Below are 15,720 nucleotides of genomic sequence, written 5' to 3'. Positions count from 1 at the left end.
CTATGCACTCCCGTCGGTCGTGTCGCCGGTCACCGCGGGCGGCGACCCCTTCAAAGGCTTCTGTTCGGCTGCCTCACCGGTCGCCGGGCTCGGCGCGGGCGCGGAGCTCTCGGGCACAACCAGATCGGCGGCAGCCCCCTTCCGCTTCCGTTCCGGAACGGGGTCCCACCCACCAGGGTGCCAGGGCGCACATTTAGCCAGACGCACGGCCGTCAATCCGAGGCCGATGAACAGCCCTCGGGTGCGCAACGCGGTCACCGCGTACTCGCTGCAGGTGGGGGTGAACCGGCACACCGGCAGCCGGGTGGGGGAGATGTAGGTGCGGTACAGCTCGATGAGGAAGATCAGGAGTTTGGCCGGGAAATGGCCCGCGGCGCGAAGGTACTTCATGAGAGCCTGCCGGATTCCAGCGTGGGCGGCTCGGACGGACTCGCCTCGGGTAGCAGCCGGCGCAGCGCGGACCGCAGCTGCCGATCCAGTTCGGCGCTGTCCACGGTCGCCGCGCCCGGCAAGGCCCGGATAACGATATCCGCCAGGACGGGAAGCTCACCCGCCACACCGGCGCAGATATGACGCAGGCGGCGGGCCACGCGGTGACGCACCACCGCATTGCCCACCGCCTTGCTGACGATCAAACCGAATCGCGGGCCGCCGGAGCGGACATTCTCGATCGACACAGGTGTCAGGAGCGCGTGCACGACAAGATCATGTCTCCCGACTCGCCGGCCATGCCGCACCGTCCGGGAGAAATCGGCACGATGATGCAGCCGATACGGCTCAGGCAACACCTGGGTGTCCGAGCACGTATCGGGTGGAGAGGTACGGACCGAACGGCGAACAGTTCACGACGCTCCATCCTCCGGCGCCGCTTCCGAGGGCCCTGCGTAGTTACGCAAGCTGCCTCCTTCGGGCCCGCCGGTGCGCGGCGCGATGCCGGTACCGATCGATCAGGCCGTGAGCTTGGCGCGGCCCTTGCCGCGGCGCGCCGACACGATGGCGCGACCCGCGCGGGTCCGCATCCGGAGACGGAACCCGTGGACCCGCGCCCGACGACGGTTGTTCGGCTGGAACGTCCGCTTGCCCTTGGCCACGGTCAACACTCCTCGAGTTGGTGAGCGCCAGGCGGCGCCCGAAGTTAGTCGGTGAAACATACTGTGTTCGCAATGTGGACCTGGAGGCCGCATCCGAACACGCCCATCGGGGTGCAATGACCTGTCCGTGTGGAGACAGCAGGCACTGCGCACCGCGTCAATGGGTGACTGTACGAGGGTACTGATCAGCTCGTACAGGGTCAAACTCGGGTCCCTCGATGCGATCTGCGCCACTACCGAGGCCCCGCGGCGACTCGCCCAGTGCCCCTGCCGGACGGTCACGGCAACGAGTACAGTGCGTTGCTGGGGGATTGCCAAAGAACGCCTGGTCTGGGCATCGTCCGGGGGATGTGTACAGCCCTACGCGCACTGATGCGCTTTTCCACATCTGTGGATAATTGTGTGGAAACAACCCTGGGGTGGCATATTCTTATGGCCCCCAGCCCACCAAGACGGCCTTGCCGACGCCCATGCTGCGGGGGACTGCGGGCGATGCCGACCGTCTGCTCCAAGCGAGATGTTCCGGGGAGGAAGTATACGTGGACGACGAGCAGAACGTGTTGACCGCAGTCTGGCCGGAGGTGGTCGCCGAACTCACCATGGGCTCGGCCGACGGTGCCATCCCTCCGGTGAGCAACGCCCAGAAGGCATGGTTGGGCCTGGTCAAACCGTTGACGGTGGCACAGGGATTCGCCCTGCTCTCGGTGCCCTCCTCACTCGCCCAGGAGGCGATCGAGCGCGATCTGCGCGAACCGATCCTGCGTTCCCTCGGCCGACGGCTCGGCCCACAGGTGGAAGGACTCGGCGTCCGGATCGCGGCGCCCGCGGCCCCGCCCGCCGATCGTCTCGGCGGCCAGCCCCGGCATGCGCGCCTGACCTCCCGCCCGGACCGGCTGCGTGAGCATCCGCGCGCTCCCCGCGAGCCTGTGAATTACCCCGCACCACCGGAGTACCAGGCACCACCGGACTACCCGGCGCCGCGCTATCACACCCCGCCCGAGTATCCGGCCGGCGACGACTATCCCCAGCCCGAGTTTGCGGCCGTGCAGATGGCCGGAGAGTTGCCGAACATCCCCAACCACGGGGTGGCAACCCCGGTGCGCCACGACATGGAGCTGCCCCCGGTCCGCAACGCCCCGAGCCCGCCCGGACAGGAGTCGCTTTTCGCGCCCGAGTCCGAACCCATACCGGTGCGGCGGCCACAGCCGGAGAAGCCAGAGGACGACGAACCGGTCGTGCAGGGCCCCAACTCGTGGCCGACATACTTCGCCAAGCCCCCCCAGCCACCCGCGCCGGCGCCGGCCGCCTCCTCCTCGTCGGCGAGCCTCAATGCCAAATACACGTTCGAGACGTTCGTGATCGGCGCCTCCAACCGGTTCGCCCACGCGGCCGCGGTGGCGATCGCCGAGGCGCCCGCGCGCGCTTACAACCCGCTGTTCGTCTGGGGCGCTTCGGGTTTGGGCAAGACGCACCTGTTGCACGCGGCCGGCCACTACGCCCAGCGGCTGTTTCCGGGGATGCGGGTGAAGTACGTCTCGACCGAGGAATTCACCAACGACTTCATCAACAGCCTGCGCGACGACCGCAAGGTGGCCTTCAAACGCCGCTACCGCGAGACCGACATCCTGCTGGTCGACGACATCCAGTTCATCGAGGGCAAGGAAGGCATCCAGGAGGAGTTCTTCCACACCTTCAACACTCTGCACAATGCCAACAAGCAGATCGTGGTGTCCTCGGACCGGCCGCCCAAGCAGCTGGCGACGCTGGAGGAGCGGCTGCGGACCCGGTTCGAGTGGGGCCTGATCACCGATGTGCAGCCGCCCGAACTCGAGACCCGGATCGCCATCCTGAGCAAGAAGGCGCGGATGGACCGCCTCGACGTGCCGCATGACGTGCTCGAACTGATCGCCAGCCGGGTGGAGCGCAATATCCGCGAGCTCGAGGGCGCGCTGATCCGGGTGACGGCGTTCGCCTCGCTCAACGGGCAGCCGCTGGATCTGTCGCTGGCCGAGGTGGTGCTGCGGGATCTGATGCCCGACACCACCACGCTGGAGATCACCGCCTCGACGATCATGGCCGTCACCGCGGAGTACTTCAACACCACGCTGGAGGAGCTGACCGGTCCGGGCAAGGCGCGGCCGCTGGCCCAGGCGCGGCAGATCGCGATGTACCTGTGCCGCGAACTCACCGATCTGTCGCTGCCCAAGATCGGGCAGGCCTTCGGCCGCGACCACACCACGGTCATGTACGCCGAGAAGAAGGTGCGCAAGGAGATGACCGAGCGCCGGCGCGTGTACGACCAGGTTCAAGAACTCACAGCCCGAATTAAACAGCGCTCCCGCTGATTCGATCCACAGGGCCCCTTCACCCCGCTGACCTGGGTGAAGGGGCCTTTTCGCGTTGTGGATTCCTCGAGGAATTCTTGTGGAGTCCTCGAGGAATCCACCGGCTGTCCACCGAGTTGCCCACAGCGCTGGGGAGCAATCTGTGCATCGACCACTCACAGGGGTTAGTCCACAGATTGCACAGGCCGATTCATCCACGGGGGCTGACCAGTCGTGATCCCCGATTCGGGGTGTGGATTCCTCGAGGAGTCCCTGTCAGGTCCTCGAGGAATCCACGTGTTTTGCACCGGATTACGCACATGTGTGCACAACAGGGTGATCACCAGGGGAGAACTCGAGGATGGCTCGAGGATGGGGTTGGGACAGATCTGTGAACTCCACAGTGGCTCCCCGTTCATCCTCGAGTCACCCTCCGGACATCCCCATGCCGCCACGCCTCCCTAGCAGGGAGTTCGCCCGGACTCCACAGATTCCACAGCGCCTACTACTACTTCAGTTCTCTCTCTAGAGAGATCTCTTTTAAAACAGGGTGTGTGGAAACTCGGTTCGGGGATACATCGGCACGACGGCACCATCCCCAGGACCGAATCGAAGGCAAGGAGAAGGGCAGGACCCGGAGCGGTGCCCATCCGGTATCGGCACCGCCCACGGATGGGCCCCCGGCATCCCATCCGACGCACCGGAGGGGGCGGCGTGGTCTTTGCTGTCGTTCACGGGTACGGTTTGGTGTCGGTCGCCTGTGTCACACTGCGGTGAGAGGGAATGCGGGAGGCCGATCCAGCACCTCATGCATGAACCCGCGCACGTATCGAACAGGTCGCGACCGACCGAGACTGGGAGAGGAAATACCGGGCGATGGAGCTTGCAAGCATGAAGTTTCGGGTCGCTCGCGAGGATTTCGCGGAGTCCGTCGCCTGGGTGGCGCGCAGTCTGCCGTCGCGCCCGCCCGTGCCGGTGCTCGGCGGCGTCCTGCTCGTCGCGAGCGAGGAGGGGCTCACGGTCTCCGGTTTCGACTACGAAGTCTCCGCGCAGATGCGAGTGGCCGCCGAGGTGGCCGGTCCCGGACAGGTCCTGGTCTCCGGGCGCCTGCTGGCCGACATCACCAAGGCGCTGTCCAACAAGCCGGTCGACGTCTCGGTCGACGGCACCCGCGTGCTGATCGCCTGCGGCAGTGCCAAGTTCTCGTTGCCGACCATGCCGGTCGAGGATTATCCCCAGCTTCCCGAACTGCCCCCGCAGACCGGTGAGCTCGGGGTCGATCTGTTCGGCTCGGCGGTGAGCCAGGTGGCCGTCGCCGCCGGCCGCGACGACACGCTGCCGATGCTCACCGGCATCCGGGTCGAGATCGAGGGTTCCAAGGTGGTGCTCGCCGCCACCGACCGCTTCCGCCTTGCCGTGCGGCACCTGGAGTGGCAGCCCGGCCGCCCCGATGTGGAGACCGCGGTGCTGGTCCCCGCGCGCACCTTCTCCGAGGCCGCCAAGACGCTCGGCGCCACCGGTGCTCCGGTGCAGCTCGCCTTCGGCACGGGCACCGACGGTCTGCTCGGTATCGTCAACGGCGGGCGCCGCACCACCACCCGGCTGCTGGACGCGGAATTCCCCAAGTTCCGCCAATTGCTCCCCAAGGAGCACACCTCGATCGCCACGCTCGAGGTCGCCGCGCTGATCGAGGCGATCAAACGCGTTGCGCTGGTTGCCGAACGCGGCGCCCAGGTTCGCCTCGAATTCTCCGATCAGGGCCTGCTGCTCTCGGCGGGTGGCGACGACGCGGGTCGCGCCGAGGAGTGGCTGCCGGCCGATTTCCGTGGCGATCCGCTGACCATCGCCTTCAATCCCGGCTACCTCAACGACGGTCTGTCCGCGTTGCACGCCGACCGCGTGACCTTCGGATTCACCACGCCGAGCCGGCCCGCGGTGCTGACTCCGGTCGGCGAGGCCGAGCCGGAGGTCAACGAGTCCGGCGCCTTCCCCGCGCTGTCCACCGACTACATCTACCTGCTGATGCCGGTTCGCCTGCCGGGCTGAGTCCGCGCCTTGTGGGGCGAGCTGTGGATACTGTTGACAACTCTGTGAAATACCCTGGGCGGGTGGGCCGTTCGGTCCGCCTCCCCAGGTTTTCCACAGGGTCCCCGGCGGGAGCGGTGGACTGAGCGATGTACGTGCGGACGTTGACGCTGCGTGATTTTCGCTCCTGGGACCAGACCGATCTCGAATTATCCAGCGGTCGCACGGTTTTCCTGGGTTCCAACGGAAACGGCAAGACCAACCTGATCGAGGCCGTCGGATATCTGTCCACACTCGGCTCCCACCGCGTGGCCGCGGACGCACCACTGATTCGCTTGGGCGCGCAGCGATCCCGGATCGGTGCGACGGTCGTCAACTCCGGGCGCGAGCTGCGCATCGATATGGAGCTGAACCAGGGCTCGGCCAACCGCGCACAGATCAACCGTTCGCCCGTGCGCCGCACCCGCGAGATCCTCGGGATCCTGCAGACGGTGCTGTTCGCACCGGAGGATCTCGCGCTTGTCCGCGGCGATCCATCCGAGCGTCGTCGTTTCCTCGACGAGCTGTGCACCGCGCGGCTGCCCCGCCTGGCCGGCGTGCGCTCCGATTACGACCGGGTACTGCGCCAGCGTTCAGCCCTGCTGAAAACCGCTGGCAGGCACGCACGTTCGCGCTCGTCGGCGGATCTGAGCACGCTGGATGTCTGGGACGGGCATCTGGCCGTACACGGCGCCGAACTACTGGCACAGCGGTTACGCCTGGTACACGAGCTGCATCCACACCTGGAGCAGGCGTACCACTCGATCGCGCCGGAGTCCCGCACCGCCGCCATCCGCTATCGCAGCGGTTATCTGCCGCCGGAGTTCCTGGAACCCGGCCGGTCTCCGGATCCCGATGACGCGCAGGCCCTCGAGGAGATCATGCTGCGCGAGCTGAGCGCCGCGCGCCCGCGGGAACTCGAACGCGGTGTCTGCCTGATCGGCCCGCACCGCGACGACCTGGAGCTGATGCTGGGCTCCGCACCGGCGAAAGGCTTTGCCAGTCACGGGGAATCGTGGTCGTTCGCGCTGGCGCTGCGATTGTCCTCCTTCGAACTGCTGCGCGGTCTCGGCACCGATCCGGTCCTCATGCTGGACGATGTCTTCGCCGAGCTCGACCGCCGTCGCCGCACGGCCCTGGCCGCCGTCGCGGCCACCGCGGAACAGGTGCTGATCACCGCCGCCGTGCCTGAGGACGTGCCCGCGGAGCTCGAGGCGCGGCCGTTGCGCGTGGAGACCAGCGGTGCGGCCGATCACCGCATCTCCCGCATCGTGGATCCGGCCGTTGCCACTGCCGCTGCGTCGACCGTTGCCGATGTGTTGGCCACTGCCGGTGCGCCGGACACTGCCGCTACGTCGGCCACCGCGGCTGCGCCAGACGTTGCTGCTGCGCCCGAAATCTCCATGGATCCGGGCGCCTCCACGGACCCGGACGTCCCCACGGACCCGGACGTCCCCACGGACCCGGACGTCCCCACGGACCCGGACGCCCCCCTCGGCGCATCATCCGGTGGTGATTCCGCGCACTGATCGATGAGCCTGTGATATTGCCCATATCCGTCAATCGTCACGTGTCGTAATTGGGTTGCATGACACTGCTCGCCGCATGGGCGTGTCATCGATCCCACCCGCTAGCCTTTGTGCAACACCGGCACCCGGAGCCGATTGCGAGCCTGTCCCTTGCCCGCACGACCGGGCCGCACCGGCAGTGCAGGGAAAGGCGATGGCGATGGCGGACGATCTCGAGCACGGTTCCTCCGCCGCCGAATCCACCGGCCCGGAGACCGAACTACGGGGGATCGACCTGGCCCGTCGGGCGCTGGAGGAGGCGCGCGCCGCGGCCAAGGCCAGCGGCAAGGCGGTCGGGCAGGGCCGGGCCTCGCCGCGCAAGGGCGGCGTGCGGGCGCTGCGGCGCCGCGGCTGGTCGGGTGCCGGGCCCGACGAGCGCGATCCCCAGCTGCTGTCCGCGGTCGCCGGCGCCCTGGCCAAGGGCCGCGGCTGGTCCGGAAAGGTCGCCGAGGGAACGGTATTCGGCCGCTGGTCGAGCGTGGTCGGCGAGGACATCGCCAGCCACGCCACCCCCGTCTCGCTGACCGACGGGGTGCTCAGCATCCAGGCCGAGTCCACAGCCTGGGCGACTCAGCTGCGCATGCTGCAGGCGCAGCTGCTGGCGAAGATCAATGCCGCCGTCGGTCAGGGCGTGGTGAAACAGCTCAAGATCAGCGGCCCGGCCGCTCCGAGCTGGCGCAAGGGGACGCGGCACGTGAAGGGGCTGGGGCCCCGCGATACGTACGGTTAGGCGTACCTCCGCATTCGCTCCGGCCATGCGCGGTTTCGGACGGCTTCACCGACGGCGCCCATTAGGTCGGGCGGTTGGTGAAGCGGGGTCGTTTCACGTGGAACCGCGCACCGGCCGATGACAAGATCCGCTCAACCATCCGGCAAACCGCCGCGCGGGTATCCGACGGGCCGCGCAGGCTTGTGACGGATTCAAACCTACAAGCCGACCCGTTGCCATCCGAATTAACGCACTCACGACGCCGTCAGGGGTGTCATAGGTGGGTCCTGGGCTGGGTGTACCAGTAGGATGGGGGAGTAACTAGCGGCGATACCCCCGGCACGTTCCGTGCAGCCGCCCGCTGGACCCGTAGTTCTCGAGCCGTTCGTCACCTCGAGCAGACACCATCTGGGGTCCGGCGTGTGCCGCGCTGTGCTTCGACATCGAGCCGGGAGATCAGCAAGTAAGGAGAGCTACCGAGCAGTGGCTGCCAACGACTCCAATGCAAGCGGCTCCAAATCAGGTAAGCAGACCTACGGCGCGGAATCCATCACCGTGCTCGAGGGGCTCGAGGCGGTACGCAAGCGCCCGGGCATGTACATCGGCTCCACCGGTGAACGCGGTCTGCACCACCTGATCTGGGAGGTTGTGGACAACTCCGTCGACGAGGCGATGGCCGGGTACGCCACCCGCGTCGATGTCACGCTGCTGGCCGACGGCGGCGTCGAGGTCGTCGACGACGGCCGCGGCATCCCCACCAGCATGCACGCGCAGGGCATCCCCACCATCGAGGTGGTCATGACCCAGCTGCACGCGGGCGGCAAGTTCGACTCCGAGTCCTATGCGGTGTCCGGCGGTCTGCACGGCGTCGGTATCTCCGTGGTGAACGCGCTGTCGACGCGGCTGCAGGCCGATATCGACTACGACGGATATCACTGGAGCCAGGAGTACAAGGACGCCAGGCCCGGCAAGCTGCTCCAGGGTGACCCGACCAAGCGCACCGGGACCACGATCCGCTTCTGGGCCGATCCGAACATCTTCGAGACCACCGTCTACAACTTCGAGACCGTGGCCCGCCGGCTGCAGGAGATGGCGTTCCTGAACAAGGGCCTGACCATCACGCTGACCGATGAGCGGGTGGCCGACACCGACATCACCGAAGAGGTGGTGAGCGAGACCGCCGAGGCGCCCAAGCACGCCGAGGAGGGCGCGCCCGCCGAGCACAAGGTCAAGACCCGCACCTATCACTACCCGGGCGGCCTCGAGGATTTCGTCAAGCACATCAACCGGACCAAGCAGCCGATCCACAACACCGTGGTGGCGTTCACCGGCAAGGGCACCGGCCACGAGCTCGAGGTCGCGATGCAGTGGAACTCGGGCTATTCCGAGTCCGTGCACACCTTCGCCAACACTATCAACACCCACGAGGGCGGCACCCACGAAGAGGGCTTCCGCGCGGCGCTGACCACGGTGGTGAACAAGTACGCCAAGGACAAGAAGCTCCTGAAGGAGAAGGACGGCAACCTCACCGGTGACGACATCCGTGAGGGCCTGGCCGCCATCGTGAGCGTGAAGGTCAGCGAGCCGCAGTTCGAGGGCCAGACCAAGACCAAGCTCGGCAACACCGAGGTCAAGTCGTTTGTCCAGCGCACCTGCAACGAGCACCTGGCGCACTGGTTCGAGGCCAATCCGGCCGACGCGAAAACCATTGTGAACAAGGCGGTCTCGTCGGCGCAGGCGCGCGTCGCCGCGCGCAAGGCGCGTGAGCTGGTGCGCCGCAAGAGCGCGACGGATCTGGGCGGGCTGCCCGGCAAGCTGGCCGACTGCCGCTCCAAGGATCCGACGAAGTCCGAGATCTACATCGTGGAGGGTGACTCCGCCGGTGGCTCGGCTAAGTCCGGGCGCGACTCGATGTATCAGGCGATCCTGCCGCTGCGCGGAAAGATCATCAATGTCGAGAAGGCCCGCATCGACCGGGTGCTGAAGAACAACGAGGTGCAGTCGATCATCACCGCGTTCGGCACCGGCATCCACGACGAATTCGACATCGCCAAGCTGCGGTATCACAAGATCGTGCTGATGGCCGACGCCGATGTCGACGGCCAGCACATCTCGACCCTGCTGCTGACGCTGCTGTTCCGGTTCATGCGCCCGCTGGTCGAGCACGGGCACGTGTACCTGGCCCAGCCGCCGCTGTACAAGCTCAAGTGGCAGCGCTCGGATCCGGAGTTCGCTTACTCCGACCGCGAGCGCGACGGCCTGCTCGAGGCGGGCCTGGCCGCGGGGAAGAAGATCAACAAGGACGACGGCGTCCAGCGCTACAAGGGTCTGGGCGAGATGAACGCCAAGGAGCTGTGGGAGACCACGATGGACCCGTCGGTCCGCGTGCTGCGCCTGGTCACCCTGGACGATGCCGCCGCCGCCGACGAGCTGTTCTCGATCCTGATGGGCGAGGACGTCGAGGCGCGTCGCAGCTTCATCACCCGCAATGCCAAGGACGTTCGCTTCCTCGACGTGTAGTCCGGTGCGAAACACACTGCCGCACACCCGGACTACTTAGGAGACTTCATGACTGAAACAACGCTGCCGCCCAGCGGCGGTGGCGACCGGATCGAACCGGTCGACATCCAGAACGAAATGCAGAGCAGTTACATCGATTACGCGATGAGCGTGATCGTGGGCCGCGCGCTGCCCGAGGTCCGCGACGGCCTCAAGCCGGTGCACCGCCGCGTGCTGTATGCCATGTACGACAACGGGTATCGCCCCGACCGCGGTTACGTGAAGTCCGCGCGCCCGGTCGCGGAGACGATGGGTAACTATCACCCGCACGGCGACACCTCGATCTACGACACCCTCGTGCGCATGGCGCAGCCCTGGTCGCTGCGCTACCCGCTGGTCGACGGTCAGGGCAACTTCGGCTCGCGCGGCAACGACGGCGCGGCCGCCATGCGGTACACCGAATGCCGGCTCACCCCGCTGGCGATGGAGATGCTGCGCGAAATCGACCACGAGACGGTCGATTTCATCGCGAACTACGACGGCCGCTCCCAGGAGCCGACGGTTCTCCCCAGCCGGGTACCCGCCCTGTTGATGAACGGCAGCAACGGAATCGCGGTCGGCATGGCGACCAATATTCCGCCGCACAACCTCAACGAGCTCGCCGAGGCGATCTACTGGTCACTGGAGAACCACGAGGCCGACGAGGAGACCACCCTCGAGGCCTGCATGGAGCGGGTCAAGGGCCCGGACTTTCCGACGCACGGCCTGATCGTCGGCACGAACGGTATCCACGACGCGTACACCACCGGTCGTGGGTCGATCCGCATGCGCGGCGTGGTCGAGATCGAGGAGGACAACCGCGGCCGCACCACGATCGTCATCACCGAGCTGCCGTACCAGGTCAACACCGACAACTTCATCAACTCGATCGCCGAGCAGGTGAAGGACGGCAAGATCGCGGGTATCTCCGACATCCACGACGAGTCCTCGGACCGCGCGGGCATGCGGATCGTGGTCACGGTCAAGCGCGACGCCGTGGCCAAGGTGGTGCTGAACAACCTCTACAAGCACACCCAGCTGCAGACCAGCTTCGGCGCGAACATGCTGTCCATCGTGGACGGCGTGCCGCGCACGCTGCGGCTGGACCAGATGATCCGGTTCTACGTCGCGCATCAGTTGGAAGTCATCGTCCGGCGCACCCGCTACCTGCTGCGTAAGGCCGAGGAGCGTGCCCACATCCTGCGCGGCCTGGTCAAGGCCCTGGATGCGCTCGACGAGGTCATCGCGCTGATCCGGCGTTCGGCCAATACCGACACCGCGCGCACCGGCCTGATGCAGCTGCTCGACATCGACGAGATCCAGGCCACCGCGATCCTCGATATGCAGCTGCGTCGCCTGTCGGCCCTGGAGCGCCAGAAGATCGTCGACGAATTGGCCAAGATCGAGCTCGAGATCGCCGATCTGAAGGACATTCTCGAAAGGCCCGAGCGCCAGCGCGCGATCGTGCGCGACGAGCTGAAGGAGATCGTCGAGAAGTACGGCGACGACCGGCGCACCCGGATCATCTCCGCCGACGGCGACGTCGCCGACGAGGATCTGATCGCCCGCGAGGACGTGGTCGTGACGATCACCGAGACCGGCTACGCCAAGCGCACCAAGACCGATCTGTACCGCAGCCAGAAGCGCGGCGGCAAGGGCGTGCAGGGCGCCGGGCTCAAGCAGGACGACCTGGTCAAGCACTTCTTCGTCACCTCGACGCACGATTGGCTGCTGTTCTTCACGAACCTGGGCCGGGTGTACCGGACCAAAGCCTACGAACTGCCCGAGGCCGCGCGCACCGCCCGCGGCCAGCACGTGGCCAACCTGCTGGCGTTCCAGCCGGAGGAGAAGATCGCCCAGGTCATCCAGCTCAAGACCTACGAGGACGCGCCGTATCTGGTGCTGGCCACCCGCAACGGCCTGGTGAAGAAGTCGAAGCTGACCGATTTCGACTCCAACCGGACCGGCGGCATCGTCGCGGTGAATCTGCGCGATGGTGACGAATTGGTCGGCGCGGCACTGTGTTCGGCCGACGACGACCTGCTGCTGGTCTCGGCGCACGGCCAGTCGATCCGCTTCCCCGCCAACGACGAGGTGCTGCGCCCGATGGGCCGCGCGACCTCCGGTGTGCAGGGCATGCGGTTCAACACCGACGATGAACTGTTGTCGCTCAATGTGGTTCGCGAGGACACATATCTGCTGGTGGCCACCGCGGGCGGCTACTCCAAGCGGACCGCGATCGAGGAGTACACCGCGCAGGGCCGCGGCGGTAAGGGTGTATTGACTATCCAATACGACCAGCGTCGTGGCAGTCTGGTGGGCGCCCTCATCGTCGACGATGAGGACGAGCTCTACGCCATCACATCCGGCGGCGGTGTCATCCGGACGGCGGCGAAGCAGGTTCGTAAGGCCGGTCGCCAGACCAAGGGCGTGCGATTGATGAATCTGGGCGAGGGCGATACGTTGCTTGCGATCGCTCGTAACGCCGACGAACGCGACGAGGTTCCCGGCGAAGATGACACCAGTGGTTCCTAGAAGCAGTAGTTTCGACTCGAGCACCGGCGGCACAACGGATCTAAGGAATCCCCATTGACCACGAACCAGCCGAACGACGAGCGGCCTCACGCCAACGGTGTGACCGAGCGGATAGCCCCCTCACCGATTCCGCCGCGCCCGATTCCGCGGCCGGGGTCCACGGCTGAGGGCGGATCGGGCAATCCGTCCGAGAAAGGCGACAACTCAGCCGGTGTCGAATCGGGCGAATCGGCCGCGGTCGAGGGGAATTCCCGATTCGAGGAGGGTTGGTCGCAGTTGCCGCAACGTGAACCGCAGTCGAATCTGAACCGTCCCGGTCAGTCGCCGGTCGCGGGACGTCCGCCGTCGTCGGTGAACCTGGGCGGCTCCGGCAATGCCCGGACCACCGCCGACCTCGCGGCCAAGGCGGCCCGCAAGGAGGCCGCGATGGTCAAGTCCGTCGGCATCGACGGGCCCACCCGCAGCATCGCGCGCCCCGAGCTGATCAAGGACATGCCCGACCTGTCCGAGCTGCGCCATCCGCTGCCGCCGAACGAGACCATCGGATCGCAGCCGCCGATCTCGCCCGCGGTGCCGGCGGCGGTGGTCCAGGCCGCCGCCACGGGTGAGCCGCTGCGCGCGACGGTGCAGCTGCGTCACATCGACCCGTGGTCGACGTTGAAGATCTCGCTGGTGATCAGCGTCGCGATGTTCTTCGTGTGGATGCTGGCGGTCGGCTTCCTGTACATCGTGCTGTCCGGCATGGGTGTGTGGGACCGCCTGAACAGCACGTTCACCGACATGGTCTCCGACAACGGCTCGGGGTCCTCCTCGCTGATCGACGCCGGCACGGTATTCGGCTATGCCGCGGTCATCGGCCTGATCAACGTGGTTCTGCTCACCGCGCTGTCCACGGTCGGAGTGTTCATCTACAACCAGTGCACCGACCTGGTCGGCGGCATCCAGGTCACCCTGGCCGACCCGGACTAGCACTCGGCACCGGCCGGACCATGCCACCGCGGCGTGGTCCGGCCGCGCTGTCCCCGCCGCGCTGACCAGCCGTTTTGTCGATCGCGGGCAGGTCGGGTAATCTTTGCTCTCGGCTCGGGAGCAATCCTGAAAGTCATACGGGCCTATAGCTCAGGCGGTTAGAGCGCTTCGCTGATAACGAAGAGGTCGGAGGTTCAAGTCCTCCTAGGCCCACCCCGCACGCAAAACCCCCGACCAGCAGCCATGGTCGAGGGTTTTCGTCATTCAGGAGACCTTTCCTGGTCGGTTTCGCCGGGCGAGGCAGCGAAAAGGCAGCATCAGCCTTCCGAATCCGGTTCGTCGCCGAGGAATCCGCGGATCGTGTCGTGATTCTGCTCGGACATGGCGGCGGTCAGCACAAGAGTTCCGAGGCATTGGTTGCCCGGGCCCGCCCCTATGTCACGAACGGTGGTTTCGTCGTCGCCGCGATCGACGCGCCCGGCCACGGCGCCCGCCCGCACACCGAGCAGACCGAGCGCGGTCGGCAACTGCTCGCTGCGACGAGGGGGAACGCCGCCGCCGGGATGCCCAGCGCCGGCGATATACGGCGCTACAACACCGAACTTGCGGCACAGGCGGTCCCCGAATGGCAGGTTGCTCTGGACGCGTTGCTCACTCTCGGTGAAATCACCGTCTCGGTTTGGCCCACGGACAGGCTCTGCGCGCCCTCGCCGCCTCGATCACGATACCCATCGAATTCCTACTCCAATGGGACGACGAGGTAGTACCCCGCGATGCGGGTGTCGCACTGTTCGACGCGTTTGCCTCCTAGGCCCATCTCGTCTTTGCTGTTTCTACGCCCCGGGTTCGTCGCCCGCGACGGGGCGGATGAGGACGATCAGGAATCGGGGCAGGCCCTGGGGGAGCCGGGTGTGGTACAGCTCGACCGGTTGCCAGCCGCCGCGCAGGGTCAGCAGCCGGACGATACCGCGGTGGGCGTCTATGCGTCTCGCGGCCAGATCTCGCATGGCCCTGAGGTATTCGGGGTGGTCGTCGGGGTGGATCACATGGGTGGTGACGAGGCTGAATTCGGTTCGGTCGGTGGGGTCCAGGGCGCGCGGCGTCGGATGGTGCCGCCAGGCGATGTCGTGCAGCGGCGGGGTGAGCCATTCGATGATCTGCATGCGGTCCAGGTCGATCAGGGCGGTGGTGCCGCGCAGGAGTACGGCCGCGGCGTCGTTGCGGTACGTGGGCAGCACGACGCCCGGCTCGCTCTCTCGGTCGGCCCGCAGCATCAGTCCGTACAGCTTCTCCTCGGAGTGGTATCGGAAATGGCCGAAAACCCTGGTGGTGCCGGTGTTGTCGGCCGCGAGCACCCGCATGGACCCGGACCAGGAGGTGCCGGGGCGAGGGTTCAGGGCCGCGGTGATCAGCTTGTCGCGCTCCTCGCATTCGATGATCCGACTCAGGAACCACGCCCCGTGCAGCAGGGGGAATCCAGGGGGCAGGACCGGGCCGCCCACGCCGCTACTCGTGACCGTCCACTGCCGGCCGTCCCAGACGAACGCGTCGACGCCGGGCGCCGGTTCGCGCGGAACGTCCGGTCCGGCAACCCAGATCTGCACCGCCAGCGGCCGCTGATCGAGGCCGGCGACCGGAAGCGTTGTCGTCGTGTACATCTCGCCCCGGACCCGGATCTGCCCCGTGTACTCCCGGCCGGTGGCGATGGTGTATCCGATGGCCGAATTTGCCAGTGCTGCAATGGAGTTCGGTCTTACGGCCCGATGCAGCAGACGCTCACGCGCCACGCCTTCGGACGGTTGGAATCGAATGACCCGCTTCGGGTCGGCGGCATCGACCAAATACCACACGTGTCCTCCCCCTGATAATTTCCTCCAGCGCCCTGGCGTTTTTCGGGCAACGCGCCAGTCTATACAGCTACA

11 protein-coding genes, 1 tRNA gene and 1 pseudogene are annotated in these 15,720 nt (G+C 66.7%); 9 read left to right on the top strand and 4 right to left on the bottom strand.

All coding sequences use genetic code 11. From position 1 onward, the window contains the following. From yidD to rpmH, 3 genes are all read right to left on the bottom strand, one after another. On the bottom strand, positions 1 to 390 hold the full coding sequence (gene yidD, locus ABH933_RS06965) for a membrane protein insertion efficiency factor YidD (RefSeq protein WP_429418463.1): 390 nt from the start codon (positions 388 to 390) through the stop codon (positions 1 to 3). Further along, positions 387 to 788 (bottom strand): ribonuclease P protein component, encoded by a 402-nt coding sequence (gene rnpA / locus ABH933_RS06960; RefSeq protein ID WP_215914985.1) that lies wholly within the window; start codon positions 786 to 788, stop codon positions 387 to 389. Before rnpA ends, yidD begins: the two co-directional genes overlap by 4 nt. A gap of 159 nt (positions 789 to 947) precedes the next feature. Continuing rightward, positions 948 to 1,091, bottom strand: coding sequence for a 50S ribosomal protein L34 (rpmH, locus tag ABH933_RS06955; RefSeq protein ID WP_033085250.1), 144 nt, complete (start codon positions 1,089 to 1,091; stop codon positions 948 to 950). A gap of 599 nt (positions 1,092 to 1,690) precedes the next feature. Here rpmH and dnaA point away from each other — a divergent pair. The 9 genes and pseudogenes from dnaA (at position 1,691) to ABH933_RS06910 (ending at position 14,562) form a co-directional block, all read left to right on the top strand. Then, a complete protein-coding gene (gene dnaA, locus ABH933_RS06950; protein WP_429419200.1) occupies positions 1,691 to 3,436 on the top strand; it encodes a chromosomal replication initiator protein DnaA in 1,746 nt (581 codons plus the stop codon). An 855-nt stretch (positions 3,437 to 4,291) separates the two neighbouring features. Further along, positions 4,292 to 5,461, top strand: coding sequence for a DNA polymerase III subunit beta (dnaN, locus tag ABH933_RS06945; protein WP_429418460.1), 1,170 nt, complete (start codon positions 4,292 to 4,294; stop codon positions 5,459 to 5,461). A gap of 128 nt (positions 5,462 to 5,589) precedes the next feature. Continuing rightward, a pseudogene (gene recF / locus ABH933_RS06940) lies at positions 5,590 to 6,753 on the top strand (DNA replication/repair protein RecF); the annotation flags it as partial. Between the two features lie 454 nt (positions 6,754 to 7,207). Further along, positions 7,208 to 7,777, top strand: a complete 570-nt coding sequence (locus tag ABH933_RS06935) for a DUF721 family protein (RefSeq protein ID WP_429418458.1) — start codon at positions 7,208 to 7,210, stop codon at positions 7,775 to 7,777. Between the two features lie 462 nt (positions 7,778 to 8,239). Further along, positions 8,240 to 10,276, top strand: coding sequence for a DNA topoisomerase (ATP-hydrolyzing) subunit B (gyrB, locus tag ABH933_RS06930; RefSeq protein ID WP_429418456.1), 2,037 nt, complete (start codon positions 8,240 to 8,242; stop codon positions 10,274 to 10,276). A 48-nt stretch (positions 10,277 to 10,324) separates the two neighbouring features. Beyond that, positions 10,325 to 12,829 (top strand): DNA gyrase subunit A, encoded by a 2,505-nt coding sequence (gene gyrA / locus ABH933_RS06925; RefSeq protein WP_429418454.1) that lies wholly within the window; start codon positions 10,325 to 10,327, stop codon positions 12,827 to 12,829. Between the two features lie 54 nt (positions 12,830 to 12,883). Beyond that, positions 12,884 to 13,798, top strand: a complete 915-nt coding sequence (locus ABH933_RS06920) for a DUF3566 domain-containing protein (RefSeq protein ID WP_429418452.1) — start codon at positions 12,884 to 12,886, stop codon at positions 13,796 to 13,798. Positions 13,799 to 13,937: 139 nt separating this feature from the next. Next, positions 13,938 to 14,011: transfer RNA gene (locus tag ABH933_RS06915), tRNA-Ile, on the top strand. Positions 14,012 to 14,163: 152 nt separating this feature from the next. After that, positions 14,164 to 14,562: a hypothetical protein gene (locus tag ABH933_RS06910; protein ID WP_429418451.1), complete on the top strand. Its 399-nt coding sequence runs from the start codon at positions 14,164 to 14,166 to the stop codon at positions 14,560 to 14,562. 69 nt (positions 14,563 to 14,631) lie between these two features. Here the strand turns inward: ABH933_RS06910 and ABH933_RS06905 are convergent, their stop codons facing one another. Beyond that, positions 14,632 to 15,585, bottom strand: coding sequence for a GAF domain-containing protein (locus tag ABH933_RS06905; protein ID WP_429418449.1), 954 nt, complete (start codon positions 15,583 to 15,585; stop codon positions 14,632 to 14,634). Between the last annotated feature and the right edge of the window lie 135 nt (positions 15,586 to 15,720).

Source organism: Nocardia sp. GP40 (assembly GCF_050434125.1).
Classification (GTDB): domain Bacteria; phylum Actinomycetota; class Actinomycetes; order Mycobacteriales; family Mycobacteriaceae; genus Nocardia; species Nocardia albiluteola.
This window is presented reverse-complemented; position numbering and strand designations above follow the sequence as displayed.

What these genes read in the sequence shown, in the direction of transcription:
- yidD (WP_429418463.1), bottom strand. Translation starts at nt 390, where the DNA reads ATGAAGTACCTTCGCGCCGCGGGCCATTTCCCGGCCAAACTCCTGATC.
- dnaA (WP_429419200.1), top strand. Translation starts at nt 1,691, where the DNA reads ATGGGCTCGGCCGACGGTGCCATCCCTCCGGTGAGCAACGCCCAGAAG.
- dnaN (WP_429418460.1), top strand. Translation starts at nt 4,292, where the DNA reads ATGGAGCTTGCAAGCATGAAGTTTCGGGTCGCTCGCGAGGATTTCGCG.
- ABH933_RS06935 (WP_429418458.1), top strand. Translation starts at nt 7,208, where the DNA reads ATGGCGGACGATCTCGAGCACGGTTCCTCCGCCGCCGAATCCACCGGC.
- gyrA (WP_429418454.1), top strand. Translation starts at nt 10,325, where the DNA reads ATGACTGAAACAACGCTGCCGCCCAGCGGCGGTGGCGACCGGATCGAA.